This window comes from Deltaproteobacteria bacterium (assembly GCA_029858205.1).
In the GTDB taxonomy this organism is placed as follows: domain Bacteria; phylum Desulfobacterota; class GWC2-55-46; order GWC2-55-46; family DRQE01; genus JAOUFM01.
In genome coordinates this window covers 17,272-35,969 of the sequence record JAOUFM010000014.1, presented here as the reverse complement: position 1 = coordinate 35,969, position 18,698 = coordinate 17,272, and the positions used below count along the sequence as shown (strand labels likewise).

Genomic DNA, 18,698 nt, shown 5'->3' with positions numbered 1-18,698 from the left:
GAATCTATAGAAACCCTTAAAAATCAATAAATTGGAAGAAAGCCAAGCAAGCCGCGGAGTTACAGTTTTTTATAGGTTCTAACTTTCACGGCGGTAACCGGGGTTCGAATCCCCGTGGGGACGCCAATTAAATCAAGGGGTTAGCGCGTTTGCTAACCCTTTTTCACTTTGACTGTGCCCCTTTTTGTGCCCCCTCCCTGTCTCCTCTTCGAGGGTAGATACAGCTGCCCTCAAGGCAATGAACTTCAGGTGAGCATGCCACTGTGTCATCTGGCTATTTTTGTGTTCAAACAGATGTCAAGCAACGTAGAGGCCTTGGTCGTTTAAAAATTCCAGTGGATTTCCTATAGGTATTAATAGCCTGTGCCGCACAGTCGGTATATGGCCGGAGAGCCTTTTGGCGGCGCCGGAGGCTGCGTTTTGATGCCGATGATTGTGGCGCGCAAGTATGCCAAAAATTTATTGACTTTATGGGGGGGGTAGAGGATATAATACCTTAATCGGCGATGTTTTGAGCAGAGAAAATTCAAGATGTCGCCGCCTTTTTTATATCCTGTATTGACAGAAGGCGTTTTGTGGTGTTATTTTCAATGTGCAGTTTGGCGGGCCCCGGTTCTAGGGAATCGTTAACCGGCTGTACTGCGTGCGCGATGGTGCTTACGGAATATGCGTGTTGGTGCTGTTAACGGATGTGGCGTGTTATGCCGCTGGTGAGTCGTTCGATATCATTTTATTTATTATGAGGAGGGCGTTGGTATGAGAGGGATATTGGTGCCGTTTATAGGGAATATGGCGAATATCGCAAAAAGGCCGCTGATTGCGCATGTTGCCGTTGTGCTTATGGCTGTCGCGATGTTATACGGGTGTTCTACGGCCAATAAATACAGTAAGCTTACAGCGGATACAAAGAATTTTCATCCCAAGTCCATAGTTGTTTTGCCGGCAATAGTTGGCGAACACGGCGCCGGAGCAGACGAGATTGACGGTGTCGTTGCCGCCGGGCTAAATAAAAGAGGATGGTATAAGAAGGTGGTGGACGGCGCGGCCACGAGAAAGCAGATAGAAGGCTCCGAGGAGCTTGCCGGGGCGTTGGCGGCTTATCTGCAAAAGCTAGATATGTTTGGCATCGCGGACAATGCGGCTGCCAGAAAGATAAAGAAGGAGCTTGGCGGCAATGACGCGTTCCTTATCGTTAACGTTACGTCGTGGGATTATGGCAGGGCCGGAGGGAATAAGGTGGCGAAGGCAGGGTTTTCGCTGCGTCTCGTAAACCTCGAAACAGGCGCAGTTGTATGGATTGGAAGGCACGAGGTGGTCGAGGAATACACGTTGTTCAAGCCGGAATTGAAAGACGTTGCCGCAGATACCATCGCTGTGCTTGCCAGGGAAATGCCGCACTAAGTCGAAGGTGTATCGGTAATGTCAGGAGCCTGTATGAGCGGAAAATTCATCTTCACCGTTATTTTTGCGGCGGTTGTTACCGTAGTTTGCGCCTCGCCTTCCGATGCAAGGGAGTGGAGCATGGTAGGGCCAAGGGCCCTTGGCATGGGAGGCGCGAATGTGGCCGTTGCAAACGACGCCACCGCGAGCTACTGGAACCCGGCGGCATTCGGGTTCTTCTTGGACTCGGAGGGCGGTGAGTACGGCAGACGCGGCGTTAGCGCCGTTGTAGATGTCGGTGTCGGCCTTCAGGTGCATGAGGATTTAGGCGAGCAGATAGATAAGATATCCAAGATAGATTTCGACAGGTTTAACGGCGGCACCCTTGCGGCCTCCGAGGTAAACGACTTCATACGCATCATCAACGATCTGAAAACTTTTAACGACAACCCCGACCGCTCGGTTGCGCTTATGGCCAATAGCGGCTTGAGGATGCAGGCGGGGCACTGGGGGCTTGGCGGCTATGCCTTTGCCGATGTCTCGGCAAAAGGGAGCATAGACCTCGTAAATATCGGCCCTGTTACTACCGGCACCACGTTTACGCTAAACGACTTTACCAATCCGGCCAATTACGGATGCCCCGGTGTGTGCGCCGGCGGTACCTATCTTAGCGCAGCGCAGAAGACCGAACTGCAAACCTTTCTTACAGGGCTTGGCTGGGACGCAACGCAAAGAGGTAACTTCATCAATGCCGTTGACTACGGTTTGTCGCAGGTGCCGGCAGCAAGCGTTCCCGCGGATATAGTAGCGCAGATAGAGACCGTTGCCGCTATCGGTGATGCCGCCGCGGCCTCGGGTAATTCGATAGACAACAACATGTCCAAGCTTATCTTCAGGGGCATAGGAGTTGCCGAGATCCCGTTGACATACGGCAGAAAAATAACCGACGATTTTGCGCTTGGCGTTAACTTCAAGTACATGAAGGCCAGGGTCTACAATATAGAGCTAAGGATATTTAACACCGACCTTGGCGACGCGCTAGATAACGCCAAGGAAGAATATGTGGACAGCACTGCCTTTGGCGTGGATGTCGGCGCTCTCTACAGGTTTGGCGACAGGCTGCGGCTTGGCGTGGTGGCAAGGAACGTGAACTCGCCTGAGTTCGACATGAAGCCGTTATACACGGGCGGCCCGGACACTATAAAGGAAAAAGCGCAGGTCAGGGCAGGCATAGCCTTTAAGCCCGTCGACATGCTGCTTTTTGCCGTTGACATGGATTTAACCGAGAACGATACGGCTGTTTCTGATGAGTATAAGTCTAAGAATGTCGCTGCCGGCCTGGAGCTAAATCTATTTAACTTCCTTAGGCTTCGCGGCGGCGCGTACAAGAATCTTGCGGAAAACGACATCGGCCTCGTGTACACGGCAGGTCTGGGATTGAACCTCTGGCTTGTCAATATAGACGTAGGTGCAGCCATGTCAAAGGACTCATCCACAGTTGACGGCGAGGATATCCCTAACGAGGCCCGCGTGGAGCTTGCGCTTTCAATGCTGTTCTAAGCCTTTATCGCTTTGCTATTTCCAAACAGCCCCGGTAGCTGCCGTATGCAGCTGCCGGGGCCTTGTTTTTGCTGTTTATCCTGCAATATCAGGTGGTTAGACCGGCCTGTTTTCCGTTGGGCGCAGGTCTTGTTGCCGGTATTTTTATTAGCATTTGAATATTTCCCGGAAATTTGCTTTAATAAAAAGATAGGGCCTTTCCGGCAAGCCCGTGCGCTTTAGACCCCAGACTGCCGGACATTCTTCTAGACATTCCAATACATGACATTGCCGTCGTCTTATTTTGGGGGCAGGCTGTTTTTTCCATTATTTAATACTACGGGGAGGGGGTAGCCATGTTTGAATCTGCGGAACTCGGTCATAAGATCAGCAAAGAGGAATACGATAAGGAGGTGCCGGAGCTTAGGAAAAACCTTCTTGAGGCGCAGCTTGATTTGCGTGATGCCGGGAAGTTCCAGGTTATAATACTGATAGGCGGCGTTGACGGCGCGGGAAGAGGGCCGACGGTGCGGCTCCTTAACGAGTGGATGGACGCGCGCTACATCGAAACAAACGCAATGAGCGCGCCTACGGAAGAGGAAAGCGCGCACCCTGATATGTGGAGGTTCTGGCGCTCGCTTCCGCCAAAGGGAAAGATAGGGATATTTTTCGGGTCCTGGTACACGCAGCCCATAGTCGAGCGCGTTTTCAAGAAGACAAAGGACGCGGACCTTGATGAGTCCGCCGAGAGGATAATAAGGCTCGAGCGGATGCTCCATGACGAAGGGGCGCTCATACTAAAATTCTGGATGCATCTGTCGAAGGACGCGCAGAAAAAGCGCCTTAAGAAGCTCGAAAAAGACAAGGAAAAGGGCTGGAGAGCCAGTAAGGTAGAGTGGGAGCACTTTAAGCTCTACGATAAGTTCAGAAAGGTCTCGGAGCGCGTGCTAAGGCGAACAAGCACGGCAGAGGCACCGTGGATGATAGTGGAGGGCGCTGACGCCAGGTATCGCCATCTCACGGTTGGAAAGACCATACTTAACGCCTTGAAAGAACGCCTTGCCGGAAAAAAGGTCGAGGCCGCCGCGAGCCTGCCAAGCGCCTTGCCGCCGATAGACGGCAAGTTCCTCATCAAATCGCTGAAATACTCGCAGGCAACAACCAAAAACGAATACGAGAAAAAACTCCTCAAGCACCAGCGCGAATTAAGGGAGATAGTCGAGGACTCGAAGTTCAAGAAGACGGCTGCCATACTCGTCTTCGAGGGCTCGGATGCCGCAGGCAAGGGCGGCGCCATAAGGCGCATCACCGGAGCGCTTGATCCGAGAAGCTACCGCATAGTGCCGGTTGCGGCCCCTACTGGCGAGGAAAAACAGCACCCTTACCTCTGGCGCTTCTGGCGTCATATACCAAGGAGCGGAAGTTTCGTGATATTCGACAGGTCGTGGTACGGGCGCGTGCTGGTAGAGAGGGTCGAGGGGTTCTGCTCCGATGCCGACTGGATGAGGGCCTATAGCGAGATAAACGACTTCGAGGAGCAGATTGCCGATAACGGCGTCACGGTGCTCAAGTTCTGGCTAAGCATATCGAAGGATGAGCAGCTCAAAAGGTTCAAGGAGAGGGAAAGGATAGCCTTCAAGCACTTTAAGATTACCGACGAAGACTGGCGTAACCGTGAGAAATGGGACAAGTACGAACTGGCCGTAGATGAAATGATAGACCGCACGAGCACGGACGTGGCGCCGTGGGTGGTTATCGAGGCAAATAACAAGTACTTTGCGCGCCTGAAGATATTAAAGGAACTATGCGCGCATTTGAAGAAGGCACTTTAGAGCTTCAGGGGAACGTTCGCATTTAATCTTGAACGGGGGATGAAGACATTATGGCTCAGGACAAACAGGTAGTTAGCATAACAAGCAAGGCTGAAGAGCAGGCCGCGGCAGCGCTCTCGAAGGAGACGGATTTACAGAGCCCGGCACTCTATATAAACAGGGAGCTTGCGTGGCTCGAGTTCAACAGAAGGGTCCTTGAAGAGGCGGAGGATACGCTCACGCCGGCCCTTGAAAAGCTCAAGTTCTCGAGTATTTTTAGCTCCAACCTTGATGAGTTCTTTATGGTCAGGGTCGGAGGCCTTATGCGCGTTGTGAATGCCGGGCTAAAGAACCTCGACCCAAGCGGCAGAACGCCGGAGCAGGAGATAGAAGAGATTGCCGAAAAGGTGAGGCTTCTTGTAAAGGAGCAGTACGAGAGCCTTAAAAAGCCCGTGCTATCGGAACTTAGGGGAGCTAACATTTACCTCGACAGGATAGACGACCTCGGGGCCTCCGAGCGGGAGCGGTTAAACGAATATTTCGAAGAGCTCGTATTTCCGGTGCTAACGCCGCTTGCCGTGGACGCGGGGCATCCATTCCCGTTTCTCGGGAATTTGAAGCTCAACATAATGGTCGTATTCAAAGAGCCGAATGTCGAAAAGGGCGCAAGGGCCTATGCGTTCGTCGAGGTGCCTTCCGTGCTGCCGCGCCTTATACCTGTAAAGGGCGAGGGTAAAAAAGACCGCCGCTTCGTGCTCCTCGAGGATCTCGTCAAAAAGAACATAAAGCGGCTATTTCCGGGCATGGAGATAACCGATACGCTGGCCTTTCGTCTCACGAGAAACCAGGACTACGACCTTCACGAAGAGGAGGTCATGGACCTTGCCGCCTCCGTGCACTCCGAGCTTCACGACAGAACGCAGCAGATTGCAGTGAGGGTGGAGATAGAGGCAGGAGCGCCGAAAAAGGCCGTAAAGCTTCTTTGCCAGAACCTTGCCTTGCACGAGAGGTTTGTTTATTACATAGACGGCCCGATAAACGTCTGCGACCTGATGGCGTTATACGACCTTCCTGTCGAGGCCTCCTTCAAGGATGAGCCGTTTAATCCCAGAATCCCGCAGCGCTTTGCTTCCGGCAAAGACATTTTCACTACCATAAAGGAAGGCGATGCGCTTCTTCATCATCCATACGATTCATTCGCCGTTGTGATGGACTTTATAAACGCCGCTGCCGACGACCCGGACGTTCTGGCCATTAAGCAGACGCTCTACCGCGTTGGCAAGGATTCGCCTGTTATAAGCGCGCTTCGGCGCGCTGCAGAGAACGGCAAGCACGTAACAGCTGTCGTTGAACTTAAGGCAAGGTTTGACGAGGAACATAACATAGACAGGGCCGTGCAGATGCAGGAGTCCGGAGTGAACGCGGTCTTTGGTTTCGTTAAGTGGAAGACGCACTGTAAGGCGACCCTTGTGGTAAGGCGCGAGGGTAAGCACTTAAAACGCTACGTGCACGTTTCTACCGGCAACTATAACGCCGTCACTGCCAAGCTCTATACGGATATAGGGCTTTTTACCTGCGATAAGGATTTCGGCAACGACGTCTCCGCTCTCTTTAACGTGCTTACAGGCTTTAACTCCTGGACCGGAGGAGAGATGTTTACAAAGGAAAAGGTCACGGCCATGTTCTCGAAGTTCTCGATCTCTCCGGTTACCACGCGTGACACGATGCACCGCCTGATAGAGCGCGAGATAGAGACCGCAAAAGCGAAGAAGCAGGGCAGGATAATCGCCAAGATGAACGCCCTTGTCGACCCAGAGACCATAACCAAGCTTTACGAGGCCTCGAAGGCAGGGGTCAGAATCGACCTTCTAGTTCGCGGCATATGCTGTCTTAGGCCGGGGATACCTGGGATAAGTGAAAACATACGCGTTACAAGCATTCTCGACCGCTTTCTCGAGCACTCGAGGCTTTACTATTTTCATAACGGCGGCAACCCGGAGATATATTCTGGCAGCGCAGACTGGATGCCGAGGAACTTCTCGAAGCGTGTGGAGATACTCTACCCCATCTTGAATAATGATCTTAAGTCGCGCATCATGGACGAGATACTGCTGACCTATCTAAAAGACAACGTCAAGGCGCGTATCATGCAGAGTGATGGTTCGTATACGAGGAAGAAGCCCAAGGACGACGATAAGACCGTAAGGAGCCAGGCAGAGCTCATAGCGATTGCGCGTAAGGGCGGCGTTAAGTCTGCTCCGTACGAGGAGATAGTAAAGAAGATCGGTAAGAAGGCGAAGCGCAAACTTTAGCTTGGGGAGGCTGCTTCATGCCGGAAGGCAAAGAGGACGAGGCGCTGAAATTTGCCGTAAAGACGCAGCACGACCTTGACCCGGACCCTGCGCACAGCACGCAGGTCTCGATACTTGCGTTAAATCTTTTCGACAGGCTAAAGGCCGCTCACAGGCTTGGCAAGAAGGAAAAGCGTCTTCTTGAGCTCGCCGCCATCCTCCATGATACGGGCTGGTCGAATAAAGACGCAGCGCTTGGAGGCCACCACAAGGCCTCGGCCTCTATCATACGCTCTCTCGATATACCCGGGCTCCGGGAAGATGACAGGATACTCTGCTCGCTTATCGCAAGATACCACACAAAGGCGCTTCCTGACAAAGAACGGCACAAAAAGTTCGCAAAGCTTTCCAAGAAGGACCGTAACCGGGTTGAATGGCTTGCCGCAATTCTACGCGTTGCGGACGCATTCGACTGCCGCCATCTTGGCAATGTAAAGGGTTTCAAGTGCGCTGTTGGCGGCGCGGTAGCGGTTATAAGCGTAAAGGCATCCGGTTCCGACTACGGCGCAGAGGTTGGAAAGGCAGTCCTTAAGCACGCTCTCCTCGTAAAAAAACTCGGCAAGGCGATAGAATACCGGTGATACGGCAAGCCAGACAAACGCAAAGCGAGGTCTCCGGGAAGGCGGCAAAGGTTGTTCCCTTTGCGCCGGTGTTAAATGTCGCGACCTCTGACCGCGTGGACAGCGCCGCAAAGAAGGTGCTTGTCTTTCATATGGATAGGCTCGCCTCTGAAATAGATGGGATAAAAAAAGATACTGACGTCGAATGCGTGCACAGGGGGCGCGTTGCAGTGCGACGCATGAGGTCTGCGCTAAGCCTCTTTGGCCCGATGCTTGGCGTAAAACGTGCAGAGGTCATATCAAGGGACTTAAAATGGATAGGCGCTCTCCTTGGCCGCGTGCGCGATATAGATGTATTTTTGCTAAAGCTCCCGCGCTACGCAAAGCTCAAGCGGTTTGCCGGAGAAGAGGAGATGTTCCTTGTTAAACGCCTAATGGCGTACCGCTCTTTTCCGCTAAAGGCGCTAAGTGATGCATTAGGGTCTGCCAGGTATAAGAGGATGGAGAGGCGCTTAAGGGCGCTTACGGATACGATAGAGCCCAAGCGTCCTTCTTCCTCCGTTGCCGTAAAGAAAATCTCCGATGCCGTGCCTTCAATGATGGAAGGCATGTTCGAAAGCGTTGTTGAAAAAGGCAGCGAGGCATTTAAAAAACAGCGCATGAAAGATTTTCATAAGCTTCGCATAGAGGCAAAGCGGCTGCGCTACGGCCTTGAGGCAATTTCTCCTGCATACGGAAGGGCCCTCGATCCTTTCATAAAGCGTCTTGTGGAGATGCAGGATTGCTTAGGCGATATGCAAGATACTGTGTTTACCAGAGGCTTTATCGATGATATATTGGACGGTAAGATTTTAAAGGGGCTTAGGCCCGGAACAGGATTCGTGCTTGGCGAGATATACATGTTGCAGCGGGAGATAGCCTCGGATTGCCGCCGTGATTTTTCAGGCATCTGGAGGCGGTTTGCGTCGAAACGGACGCTTAGGGATTTGAAAAAGGGGCTTCGCGTAAAGCCAGTAACGAGCGGCGCAACTCAAAGGACGACCGGTGAAGAAACGGCCTAAAAAACTCGCAGCCATAGACGTAGGCACTAATTCATTCCATCTCATAGTTGCCGAGACGGTGGGAAAGAAGTTTCGCATAATAGACAAGGAAAAAGAGACCGTGCGCCTTGGCGGCGGCTCCATGAAGCGTCTCTCCGCCGACGCAATGAAGCGGGGGGTGCGCACAATCAAGATGTTTAGCGCACTAGCCGAGCTCGAGGGCGCTACCGTAAAGGCAGTAGCAACGAGCGCTGTGAGAGAGGCCTCCAATCGCCGCGTTTTTCTAAACGAGGTCAAAAAACGCACAGGCGTAAAGATAAACGTCATATCGGGCAAAGAGGAGGCAAGGCTGATATACCTGGGTGTGCTTTCCTCTATGCCCGTGTTCTCTAAAAAGATACTCCTTGTCGACATAGGCGGCGGCTCAACCGAGATACTTGTGGGTAAAAAGGGCGAGGCGCTTTATTCAACGAGCCTTAAGATGGGTGCTGTGCGCCTTACGGCCAAATATTTCAAGGGCGGCGCTATCGGCAGCGCGGCATTTAAGTCGTGCAAGGCCTATGTCGACGGGCTTTTGGAGGAATTGCCCGACGCGCTTCGTTACGGCGATTTCGACGCTGTCATAGGCACGTCCGGCACCATTATGAACCTCTCTAAGATGATAAGGGCGGCAAACGGCAAGACGAAGAAGGACGGAAATGGAGTAGCGTCCTTTTCCAGGGCCGAGTTGCTAAGCCTTGCCGATATGATATTCGATGCGAGCGGGGATACGCGCGAACTCGAGCGCATTCCCGGGCTTGATCCGGGCAGGGTGGACATAATAACCGCAGGCGCGTTGATACTTAGGGAAGTGTTTAAGAAACTGCATTTGAAGGGCATGACGGTCTGCAAGACTGCGCTTCGTGAAGGAATCGTGATGGACGCCATGGGCGGGGTTTAGGGTACATTTTTACGATTGCGTTTGACCGGGCGTTTTAGGGATTTCGAAACCTCCGTTTTATCCCTCTTCTAAAGATTTTAGCTCAGCGTCCGTTAGCCTAAGCCGTGCCGCGGCAGCGGATGCGAGCCTCGCAAACACCTTTATTCCGAGGGTGGGGTTGGCAAGGGCCTTTTCGTTGAATTTGGCCCTTGAGAGCACATATAGGTTCGTAGGCGTCTTGGCCACGACGTCTGCCGAGCGGACGTTCTTGTCTATGAACGAGAGCTCGCCGAAGAAGTCTCCCTGCGATACCGTTGCAAGATGGTGCCACTTGGCGCCGCCAAGAGGGAGCATTATCCGCACACTTCCTTTTCTTACGAGGAAAAGTTCGTCTCCTGTATCCCCGCTCGATACTATTTTCTCTCCGGATTTGAACTCGGCCTCTGTCATGCATTTTAAGAGGTCCACCATGATATCGTCCTCGAACTCGCGAAAAAGGTGGAACTCGCGAAGCTTTAGCCTTGTTTCCTCGTTCTTTCGCTCTATTCCGGATGCGTCAAGAAGCCGCTCTTCCGTCCATTCGAGCGCGTAGTCGAGCGTGTCGCACACCTTTACGCCGGTGTGGCGTTTGACAACCCCCATCTCCCGAAGATACTTCTCGAAGTCTCTTTCTTCCATCAGCGCCAGCGGCATGTGGCAAAGTATTAAGCGGCCCCCGCGCTTTGCAAGCCGCGCGTGCATGAGCTCGAATAGATGCGCTGCAGTGTAGTCCATCGACTGCACGCGGCGCATGTCGAAGATGACGTAGAGCTTTGTTTTAAGGTCAGGTTCTATCTGTGTAAAGAGCTGGTCCGTCGTGCCAAAGAACAAATTGCCCTGCAGCTCGCAGCACACGGCCTTTTCCCCGTCGCGGTGTAGCACTGCTCTTTCCGCATCGAGCCGTCTTGTCTTCGATGATATCTGGTTAAGGTAGAGCTTTCTTCTGATGACAGAGCCTTTTATCTGGTCTCTTAGGAATAGAAGGATTGCGAGAGCAACACCCACGCCTGAGGCCGCTATCAGGTCGTCTGCGAGAGCAACGACGATAACGCCTGCGATGACAGCGAAGTCGAAGCGGCTTGTGCGGTGCTTTAAGAGGCGAAACATCCCTTTGTCGAACATGCGGTACGCTATGACGAGAAGTATGCCGGCAAGGGACGCTATCGGCACCCAGGCGATGAGCCCTCCAAGCAGTATGGCCGCAAGGATTACGAAGCCGCCTTCTATAAGGCCGGACATGAAAGTTCTTCCGCCGCTCGATACATTTACGAGTGTCGGCCCCATTGTGCCTGCCCCGGGCATGCCTCCGGTGAACGCGGAGAAGAGGTTTGCGATTCCCTGTCCTCTTAGTTCCTTATTCGAGTTGTGGCGGTTGCCGGTGATGGCGTCGAGGCCGATGCAGGTCTTTAGCGTGTCGATAGAGAGAAGCACGGAAAGTGTTAGAGCTGGAACTACTATCAAGCCGATAGTCTCGGCCTTTATCGAAAATAGCGACGAGAGCCTTTCCCCTACAGTTGAAAGAAACGACCCCGAGGCCTTGAGCTGGCCTATGACAAGGGCGTTTGCGTCAAGCGAGAGAAGCGCCGGGGAAAATGCGGCTATGATAAAATATGCGGCAACGCCGCCTATAAGGCCGATTATGGCAGACGGCAGCCGCATGGTTATGCGGTGCGACGTTAGCATCAGTACGATTGTCACAAGCCCGATTACTATTCCCTCCCATCTCCAGAGCTCAGGCGAGGCAAGCCCAGAGAAGAGATGCGTGCCCTTTGGAAGGCCAAATAGTTTCGGCAATTGTCCTATGGCAATGATTAACGCAACTGCCGAGAGATAGCCGCTAACTACCGGGTACGGAATGAACTTTATCAGGTTTCCGCCGCCGATTACTCCGTAAACGACCTGGAATATCCCGGCCATTATGGCGGTTAGCACGAGAAGCGGAAGTATCTCTGAGGCGGTTATGCCAGAGCCTCCGGCAATGAGCGCGGCAATGAATGCCGTAAGCACCGCTGCCGAAGGAGCGCACGGCGCGGAGATGAGCCCCTTTGTCCTGCCAAATATCGGCGCTGCAAGCCCCATGGCACCTGCGCCTACCATGCCGGCCATTGCGCCTATGCCCGCGTACTCGGGGCCGATAGAGCTGTATGTTATGACGCCGAAGGCGATGGATGAGGGAAGAGCCACCAGCATGGCCGCGAGGCCGCCCAGTAGTTCGCTTGAGAATACGGGTTTTTCGGTATCGGGATTTTGCGATGAGTTGTTATCTGCCACGGTGCACCCCGTATATATATTATCACAGAAATCGCAGGCGTGTCTTTGGAAATTTTATAGCCATGTCTCTTTATCTCGCCTTGCGCAGTGCGCCTGTGGTAAAATAATACGATAGGCAGGGGATACTTAAAAATGTTCATTCCGAGCACAAAAGAAGAGCTAACGAGGCTTGGCTGGAAGGGCCTTGATGTAATACTGGTTAGCGGCGATGCGTACATCGACTCGCCGTTTGTCGGCGTTTCGGTCGTTGGCAAAGTCCTGATGGCTGCGGGCTATAAGGTCGGCATCATCGGCCAGCCCGCTCTTGATACCGATAAGGACATAATGCGCCTTGGCGAGCCCAAGCTTTTCTGGGGCGTGACCGCAGGGTGCATAGACTCGATGGTTGCCAACCGGACGGCCAGCGGCAAGAAACGAAAGGCCGACGACTATACGCCCGGCGGCGTTAATGACAAGCGGCCAGACAGAGCGGCAATCGCTTATTCCAACCTCATACAAAGGTTTCGACGCGATACAAGCCGGCCGATAGTGCTTGGAGGCATCGAGGCAAGTCTGCGCCGCGTTTCTCACTACGATTTCTGGACCGACAGGGTGCGCGGCTCTGTCCTGTTCGATGCAAAGGCCGATTATCTCCTCTATGGCATGGCAGAGGGCTCGGCAAGGGAGCTTGCTAATTGTCTTAAAAACGGAGGAGACCCGTCGACCATTCGGGGGCTTTGCTATATTTCCAAGACGCTGGTTGCTGGCTCAATCGAGATGCCGTCCTTCGAGGAGACGAGGGACGATAAGAAAAAATTCCTCGAGGCCTTCAGGATATTCTATTCCAATAACGACCCAGTGACAGCCAAGGCCCTTACGCAGCGCCACGGCGTCCGGTATCTTGTGCAGAACCCGCCTGCGCCGTATGTTACAGGCGAGGCGCTCGATAAGGTCTATAACCTCGAGTACGAGAGAGAGCTTCATCCGGTGCACAGGAAAGACGGCGAGGTGAAGGTCCTGGAAACCATACGCTTTGCCGTGTCAACGCACCGCGGCTGCTACGGCGAGTGCGCGTTTTGCGCGATAGCCGTGCACGAGGGCCGCCGCGTAAGGAGCAGGAGCAGGGCGTCCATAGTTAAGGAAGTTGAGGCTATAGCGAAGCATCCGAGGTTCAAGGGCATGATACACGACGTCGGAGGGCCTTCGGCAAACATGTATGCGAGCGACTGCGCGAGGATGGAAAAGAAGGGCTGCTGCGCTGATAAGAGCTGCGTTTCGCCGGAAGTTTGCCCGGCATTGAAACAGGGACATGACGAACAGATAGAGCTACTGAAGGCCGTTCGCGCAGTTTCGGGAGTAAAGAAGGCGGTTGTCGCTTCCGGCATACGCTACGATATGGTGCTCGCCGATAAAAAGTGCGGTGAAAAGTATCTAAAGGAAATAGTTACGAACCATGTCTCCGGGCAGCTTAAGATCGCGCCCGAGCATTCCGAGCAGAAGGTGCTGGGTATGATGGCCAAGCCCGGGTGCGGACGAGATACACTTGTAAAGTTCAAGGACCTCTTTTTCAAGTTCAACAAGGAGGCAGGGCTACGGCAGTTTCTTTCATACTACTTTATTGCCGCGCACCCCGGGTGCACCGAGGCCGATATGAAGAAGTTAAAGGACTTCGCGGTATCCGAACTTGGCGTTACGCCGGAGCAGACGCAGCTCTTTACCCCTGCCCCTGCCACCATTTCGACTGCCATGTACTGGGCAGAAAAGGACATGGACGGTAATACCTGTTTTGTGGAGAAGACGTTTAAGGGCAGGGAGGGGCAAAAGGAAGCGCTTGTTGGTAATCAGGGCGGCGCTGAGAGGGCGAAGGGGCCTGTGAAAGGCCGCGGACGTTTCCCTGTGAGGGGGCGGCGCTAAAAAAACAGGTCGCGCTTGCCTTCTTCCATTTCACGGAGTTTTTTCTCGGTAGCGCTTCTAAGTGCAGCGTCTTTTATGTGTTCGAGTTCTTTCTTGATTAGTCCCTCGCCTTCTGCGACCATTTCCGCTTCTCCGAAGTCCAAGAGATATTCCTTGAAGCTCAATATCGAGTTTGGCACGCAAAAGCGTTTTATCTCGCCAGGCTTTGCAAGTTCCATGAAATCGCTACCTGTCCTTCCCGTGCGGTAACACGCGGTGCAGAAGCTTGGCGAAAAGTTTTCCTTTGAAAGCTCGCGTATGATTTCCTCGGTCGTTCTCTTGTCGTGCACGCTGAACTGGGCCGTGCCGTCTTCCTTATTAATGTGTCCGCCAACAGTTGTTCTTGAGTTCGCGCTTATCTGCGACACTCCAAGGTGAAAGAGAGTGTTTCTTAACTTTGCGCTCTCTCTGGTGCTAAGTATTATGCCCGTGTATGGCACGGCCAATCTTAGTATCGCCGTGAGTTTCATGAAGTCGGCGTCAGACACGGCATTTGGCTGTATAGTAGAGAGTGGCGCGCCGTTTGCCGGCTCGAGTCTCGGAATCGATATTGTGTGCGGCCCGGCGCCGTAGGTCTTTTCGAGCTCCATCGAATGGGCAAGGAGCGAGAGCGTCTCTACTCTCCAATCACCGAGCCCGAATAGCGCGCCTATGCCGACATCGTCTATGCCTGCCTCCATTGCGTCGTGCATGGCGTAGAGGCGCTTTAGAAAGTCCGCCTTCGGCCCTTTTGCGTGCGCCTTTTTGTAAGCAGCCTCGTCGTAGGTTTCCTGGAATAGCTGGTACGTGCCGATGCCCGATGCTTTTAGCTTCTTAAAATCCATAATCGAGAGCGGCGCCATGTTCACGTTCACGCGGCGGATGTTACTCTTGCCGGCCTTTACCGAGTAAATCGTTTCAACTGCATTGGCAATATACTCGACATCCGTGATTGCGGGGTTTTCGGCTGCAACGAGCAGTATCCGCTTATGCCCGTCGTTTATTATTGCCGTTGTTTCGTTTTGTATTTCTTCTTTCGTAAGGGCGCGGCCTCTGCGCTCGCTGCCGTTTTTCCTGAAGCCGCAGTACAGGCAGTCGTTTACGCATTGGTCGGATACGTAGAGTGGGGTAAAGAGCACGAGCCGTGAGCCGTAGATGTCCTCTTTTACATTTTTGGCAGCGCTAAGTATTTCAGCGATAAGCTCCTCATCGGCGGCGTTTAAAAGAAGCGCTGTTTCTTCGAGCGTAAGCCCGGAGAGCGTTCGTGCCCTGGCTACCACCTCTCTAATCGAAGTCTTGGAGAGAGCGGCGGTCTTTGCGAGAACGGCAGGTATGTCATGTGTCTTTAAAAAATTTTTACGCATAGAATCATACCTTTATCCCTATATCCGTCGGCGCCCTGCCAAGTTCGTTTAAGAGGCTGAGTTTGCGCTCTACGTCAGCAGAGACCTCTTCGTAATGCTGCTTTCCGGGGTATATCGAGTAGAGGCCGCCGTATTCTTTTGGCGTAAGGTTTATCATCATCGAGTTCGCGCCCGAGAGAAGCGCGGTTTTTACGGCATCGAACCCGTAGAGCGTTTCGAATGCGCTCGGGACGAGTATGCTCTTTTTAGGGTCAAGCAGGCGAAGCACCGCAGTTTCCTTTAGATATGTTTCAAGTGAGATGGAAGCAGCGTCTTTAAGCGGGGTATCCCTGTGCGCGATGAACGGGCCCATGGAATGCATCTCAGGAGAGAGCGAGGCTGAAAGTAAAATATCTTCTGCGCTGTCGTCCGCTGTCTCGCCAGGGAGGCCTGCGAGTGAGCCTGTTATGACAGCATACCCCATTTTTTTAAGTTCCTTTATCAGGCTTACGCGCTCTTCAAGGGGGCTGTTGTGAAGTTTTGAGTATCTGCTTTTATTCGATGTCTCGAAGCGTATCAGCGCGCCCCTTACGCCCGAAGCGTAGAGTTCTCTATAGAGTTCAATTGGTCTCTCCCCGATGCTCATTATAAGGAGCATCGGAGTTTGCTTAAGTATTTTCTTTGCGATATGGGAAAGTGTTTTTGCGTCGTATGAATCGTCCTCGCCGCTTTGAAGTACTATTGCCTTGAACCCGAGCCGCTTGGAAACGTCCACCGTATGCTCTATTATTTCCTTTGGTTCCATCCTGTAGCGTTTAAGCCCCGGGTTCGCGGCGTTTATGCCGCAGTACGCGCATGAAGACGCGCAGAAGTTCGAAAATTCTATTATCCCGTGTACGCAGGCAGAGTTGCCCTGTTCTCTTGCCCGTAGCGTGTTTGCCGCAGAGCAGATGAACGCAAGGTCGGCTGCAGGGGAGGCGAGGAGCGTCTGCACGTCTGTCTTTGAGAGAGTTTTACCCGAGAGCGCGGCCTCGATGATGGTTTTTGTTTCTGCCGAAGCTTCGTTGCCGCTGTTTTTTAGAAGCAGCGCTTCGTCGGCGCTTTTTAAGCGGAAGAAGGCCTCTCTCCATGCTTCGAGTATTTCCTTTGCCGCGTCTTCGGGAACGGTCTCGATGACGATGCCGCCCTGGGCAACGACATAATCCCCTGGCTTTATGTTCTCAAAGCCCGAGGAAAGCTCTCTTTTGTCGCCGAAGTAGTCGATTATGGCGCGGCCCTTCAGTATCGAGAGCACGCGGCCTGGAATGGAATAGCACATCTTAAGCCCCGTAGTGCGTGTGTATCAGCTGAAGCCTTGCGTTTCGTGTGCTCTCGGCGCTAAGTTTCGCGACTCCGCGCATTATCACGTACCCCATGTAGTAATCTTTCGCGATGAGATTATCCAGCGCTTTTGTGTCGACGCAAAGAATTGTAGAGTCAACGGCAGCGCGCGCCGATACGACATGCATATGCGGGTCTATTAGCGCCGACCAGCCGAACTCGCCCCCTGGCTTGGCCTCTGTCATTACGCTTACTTTTTCTTTGCTGCTTACGTCCATCTCTATCGACACCTTGCCCGAAACGAGGAGGTATAGTTTTTCGGCCTTTTCGCCTTCCTTGAAGATTACGCTCGCTGCCTTGTATTTTTTCTCCTCCGAAATGGCCGCTACAGCGTCTATCTCCTTGGCGGTTAGCGAGCCGAATATATACGAGTTCCTTAGAATCTCTTTTTTATCCATGACCGCCTCCGTTGAATTCGCAGGTTATAAACTCGACCGCGTCCTTTACGCGCGAAAGTGTTTCCACCGATAGTTCCATCGTCCTCTCGGCCCTCTCGATTGGTATGCCAACTACCGTTACGCCAGAGAGGTCCTCGCCAAATGTCTTCATTAGCGTTATCGCGGCCTCGAGCCCGAGCCCGTGGAGCGACATCGCGCCGCCAAACCCCGTTATCTCGTCTGCGTGAAAGTGGCGTACCGAGGCCCCGGGTGTTGTGTCGAGCACCGCGTCCGCTATGATGACTTTTTTGTATTTTTTTATTATGCTCATCAAGTCAACACCCGGCGTGCCGCCGTCCATAAGCTCGACATTTGCCGGCACTTGTAGTTTTGAGAGTTCCTCGATAACCCTGATTCCTGCGCCGTCATCTCCCATGAGTATATTACCAAGCCCTATGACGAGCGTGTCTTTACCCATTGCCGCCGCCTATCAGCTTTACATCCAGAAAATGCGTGGAGCAGGATATGCACGGGTCGTATGCGCGCACAAGCATTTCGAGGGTGAGGGCTATCTTTTCTTGCGGCTCCTTTATAATGGAAGGCACGATGGCCTCTATGTCCCTCTCAATGTTTGCAAGGTTTTGGGCAGTCGGGATGATGCAGTTTGCAGACACCACTATGCCGTCCTTGTCTGTTTCGTATTCATGGTAGAGCGTGCCGCGCGGCGCTTCTACCGCGCCGACACCTCTGCCTGCCTTGTTTGTTGCCCTGGCAGGAGGGCCGCCGTCCGGGATGTCTCTTTCGAGAAGTTTTAGCGAATCATACACCGTGTGCACGCATTCGATAAGCTGCGCGGTGTTGTTGTCAAAAGGCTTTATGGACGGCTCTGCCATGCCAAGCTTTTTTGCCGCGTCCTTTGCTTCACCGGATATGAGTGGGAAGTTGTTGTTTAGCCTTGAGAGCGCGCCCACCATGATGGATTTGCCGTTACTTTTCGATTGCTTGGCGGTTGAGTACCTTACGACCTCTTCGTTTATTACATCCTTATAGTCCGCTACTTTCGTAATACCGCCGATGCTTCTTTTGATTACCCCGTCATAGAGCGCGTATTCTTTGTCGGCGGTGAGGGAGACGTAGTTCGTAGCCCTCTCAAGCGGCGGCGGCGTAAGGGTTTTAAAAACCGAAACCATCGCATCGAGGTCCTTTTGAGTTCCTTCGAGCACGGCCCTGGCCTTTGAAAATACTTTTTTCTCGGGCCATGCCTTGAACCCGCCGATAGCCATGCCGATGGGGTGTACGTGGCGGCCGGTAAAGAGAGCTGCGATTTCGTTGGCAGCGGCCTTTAGTCTGAGCGCTGCCTGCACTGCCTCGGGCTCTGTCTTTGCAAGCTCGATTACCGAGCCCTTGCCAAAGAAGTCCGGAAGCACAAGTAGCCCGAGATGCAGGATGTGGCTCTGGAGTATTTCGGCGTTAAGAAGGACTTTTCTTAGGATAATGGTCTCAGCGCTCGGTGTAATCCCTAAAGTCGCCTCGCAGGCCCTAAGCGAGGCGCACGTGTGGCTTATGGCGCATATGCCGCAGATGCGAGAGGTTATGCCTGGCACCTCTGTTATCGGACGGCCCTTTAGCATGACCTCGAAAAAGCGCGGGCTCTCGACTATCTCGAGCCGCAGTTCCTCTATCTTGCCGCTCTTTACGTCGAGGACGATGTTGCCGTGCCCCTCGACCCTTGTTACGTGCGGTATGCGTATGTGTATGTCGTGAGTCATATTATTAG

14 protein-coding genes are annotated in these 18,698 nt (G+C 53.1%); 8 read left to right on the top strand and 6 right to left on the bottom strand.

Annotation, left to right across the window (positions count from 1 at the left end):
* Window positions 1-756 precede the first annotated feature (756 nt).
* From OEV59_09250 to OEV59_09220, 7 genes are all read left to right on the top strand, one after another.
* Window positions 757-1,401, top strand: coding sequence for a hypothetical protein (locus OEV59_09250; GenBank protein MDH4227914.1), 645 nt, complete (start codon window positions 757-759; stop codon window positions 1,399-1,401).
* 33 nt (window positions 1,402-1,434) lie between these two features.
* Window positions 1,435-2,940: a conjugal transfer protein TraF gene (locus OEV59_09245; protein MDH4227913.1), complete on the top strand. Its 1,506-nt coding sequence runs from the start codon at window positions 1,435-1,437 to the stop codon at window positions 2,938-2,940.
* 335 nt (window positions 2,941-3,275) lie between these two features.
* Window positions 3,276-4,751 (top strand): polyphosphate:AMP phosphotransferase, encoded by a 1,476-nt coding sequence (gene pap / locus OEV59_09240; GenBank protein MDH4227912.1) that lies wholly within the window; start codon window positions 3,276-3,278, stop codon window positions 4,749-4,751.
* 50 nt (window positions 4,752-4,801) lie between these two features.
* Window positions 4,802-7,042, top strand: coding sequence for a polyphosphate kinase 1 (ppk1, locus tag OEV59_09235; GenBank protein ID MDH4227911.1), 2,241 nt, complete (start codon window positions 4,802-4,804; stop codon window positions 7,040-7,042).
* A 17-nt stretch (window positions 7,043-7,059) separates the two neighbouring features.
* Window positions 7,060-7,662 carry an HD domain-containing protein gene (locus OEV59_09230; GenBank protein MDH4227910.1) on the top strand — a complete coding sequence of 201 codons (603 nt, stop codon included), beginning with the start codon at window positions 7,060-7,062 and terminating at the stop codon, window positions 7,660-7,662.
* Window positions 7,659-8,702, top strand: coding sequence for a CHAD domain-containing protein (locus OEV59_09225; protein MDH4227909.1), 1,044 nt, complete (start codon window positions 7,659-7,661; stop codon window positions 8,700-8,702). Before OEV59_09230 ends, OEV59_09225 begins: the two co-directional genes overlap by 4 nt.
* Window positions 8,686-9,621, top strand: coding sequence for a Ppx/GppA family phosphatase (locus OEV59_09220; protein ID MDH4227908.1), 936 nt, complete (start codon window positions 8,686-8,688; stop codon window positions 9,619-9,621). Before OEV59_09225 ends, OEV59_09220 begins: the two co-directional genes overlap by 17 nt.
* A 57-nt stretch (window positions 9,622-9,678) precedes the next feature.
* Here the strand turns inward: OEV59_09220 and OEV59_09215 are convergent, their stop codons facing one another.
* Window positions 9,679-11,910, bottom strand: coding sequence for an SLC26A/SulP transporter family protein (locus OEV59_09215; protein MDH4227907.1), 2,232 nt, complete (start codon window positions 11,908-11,910; stop codon window positions 9,679-9,681).
* 132 nt (window positions 11,911-12,042) lie between these two features.
* Between OEV59_09215 and OEV59_09210 the strand changes: the two genes are divergently transcribed.
* Complete coding sequence (locus OEV59_09210; GenBank protein ID MDH4227906.1) at window positions 12,043-13,803, top strand: YgiQ family radical SAM protein; 1,761 nt, start codon at window positions 12,043-12,045, stop codon at window positions 13,801-13,803.
* Here the strand turns inward: OEV59_09210 and hydG are convergent.
* From hydG to OEV59_09185, 5 genes are read right to left on the bottom strand one after another with little or no spacing between them, the layout of a single operon-like run.
* Window positions 13,800-15,185 carry a [FeFe] hydrogenase H-cluster radical SAM maturase HydG gene (gene hydG, locus OEV59_09205; protein MDH4227905.1) on the bottom strand — a complete coding sequence of 462 codons (1,386 nt, stop codon included), beginning with the start codon at window positions 15,183-15,185 and terminating at the stop codon, window positions 13,800-13,802. The genes OEV59_09210 and hydG overlap by 4 nt on opposite strands.
* Window positions 15,186-15,189: 4 nt before the next feature.
* On the bottom strand, window positions 15,190-16,482 hold the full coding sequence (locus OEV59_09200; protein ID MDH4227904.1) for a radical SAM protein: 1,293 nt from the start codon (window positions 16,480-16,482) through the stop codon (window positions 15,190-15,192).
* A gap of 1 nt (window position 16,483) precedes the next feature.
* Entirely contained in the window at window positions 16,484-16,942 is a 459-nt protein-coding gene (locus OEV59_09195) for a cyclic nucleotide-binding domain-containing protein (GenBank protein MDH4227903.1), read from the bottom strand.
* Window positions 16,935-17,399, bottom strand: coding sequence for a hydrogenase maturation protease (locus OEV59_09190; GenBank protein MDH4227902.1), 465 nt, complete (start codon window positions 17,397-17,399; stop codon window positions 16,935-16,937). Before OEV59_09190 ends, OEV59_09195 begins: the two co-directional genes overlap by 8 nt.
* Window positions 17,392-18,690, bottom strand: coding sequence for a Ni/Fe hydrogenase subunit alpha (locus tag OEV59_09185; protein MDH4227901.1), 1,299 nt, complete (start codon window positions 18,688-18,690; stop codon window positions 17,392-17,394). The genes OEV59_09190 and OEV59_09185 overlap by 8 nt, the downstream gene beginning before the upstream one ends.
* Window positions 18,691-18,698 lie beyond the last annotated feature (8 nt).

What these genes read in the sequence shown, in the direction of transcription:
- OEV59_09250 (MDH4227914.1), top strand. Translation starts at nt 757, where the DNA reads ATGAGAGGGATATTGGTGCCGTTTATAGGGAATATGGCGAATATCGCA.
- OEV59_09245 (MDH4227913.1), top strand. Translation starts at nt 1,435, where the DNA reads ATGAGCGGAAAATTCATCTTCACCGTTATTTTTGCGGCGGTTGTTACC.
- pap (MDH4227912.1), top strand. Translation starts at nt 3,276, where the DNA reads ATGTTTGAATCTGCGGAACTCGGTCATAAGATCAGCAAAGAGGAATAC.
- ppk1 (MDH4227911.1), top strand. Translation starts at nt 4,802, where the DNA reads ATGGCTCAGGACAAACAGGTAGTTAGCATAACAAGCAAGGCTGAAGAG.
- OEV59_09230 (MDH4227910.1), top strand. Translation starts at nt 7,060, where the DNA reads ATGCCGGAAGGCAAAGAGGACGAGGCGCTGAAATTTGCCGTAAAGACG.
- OEV59_09210 (MDH4227906.1), top strand. Translation starts at nt 12,043, where the DNA reads ATGTTCATTCCGAGCACAAAAGAAGAGCTAACGAGGCTTGGCTGGAAG.
- hydG (MDH4227905.1), bottom strand. Translation starts at nt 15,185, where the DNA reads ATGCGTAAAAATTTTTTAAAGACACATGACATACCTGCCGTTCTCGCA.
- OEV59_09200 (MDH4227904.1), bottom strand. Translation starts at nt 16,482, where the DNA reads ATGTGCTATTCCATTCCAGGCCGCGTGCTCTCGATACTGAAGGGCCGC.
- OEV59_09195 (MDH4227903.1), bottom strand. Translation starts at nt 16,942, where the DNA reads ATGGATAAAAAAGAGATTCTAAGGAACTCGTATATATTCGGCTCGCTA.
- OEV59_09190 (MDH4227902.1), bottom strand. Translation starts at nt 17,399, where the DNA reads ATGGGTAAAGACACGCTCGTCATAGGGCTTGGTAATATACTCATGGGA.
- OEV59_09185 (MDH4227901.1), bottom strand. Translation starts at nt 18,690, where the DNA reads ATGACTCACGACATACACATACGCATACCGCACGTAACAAGGGTCGAG.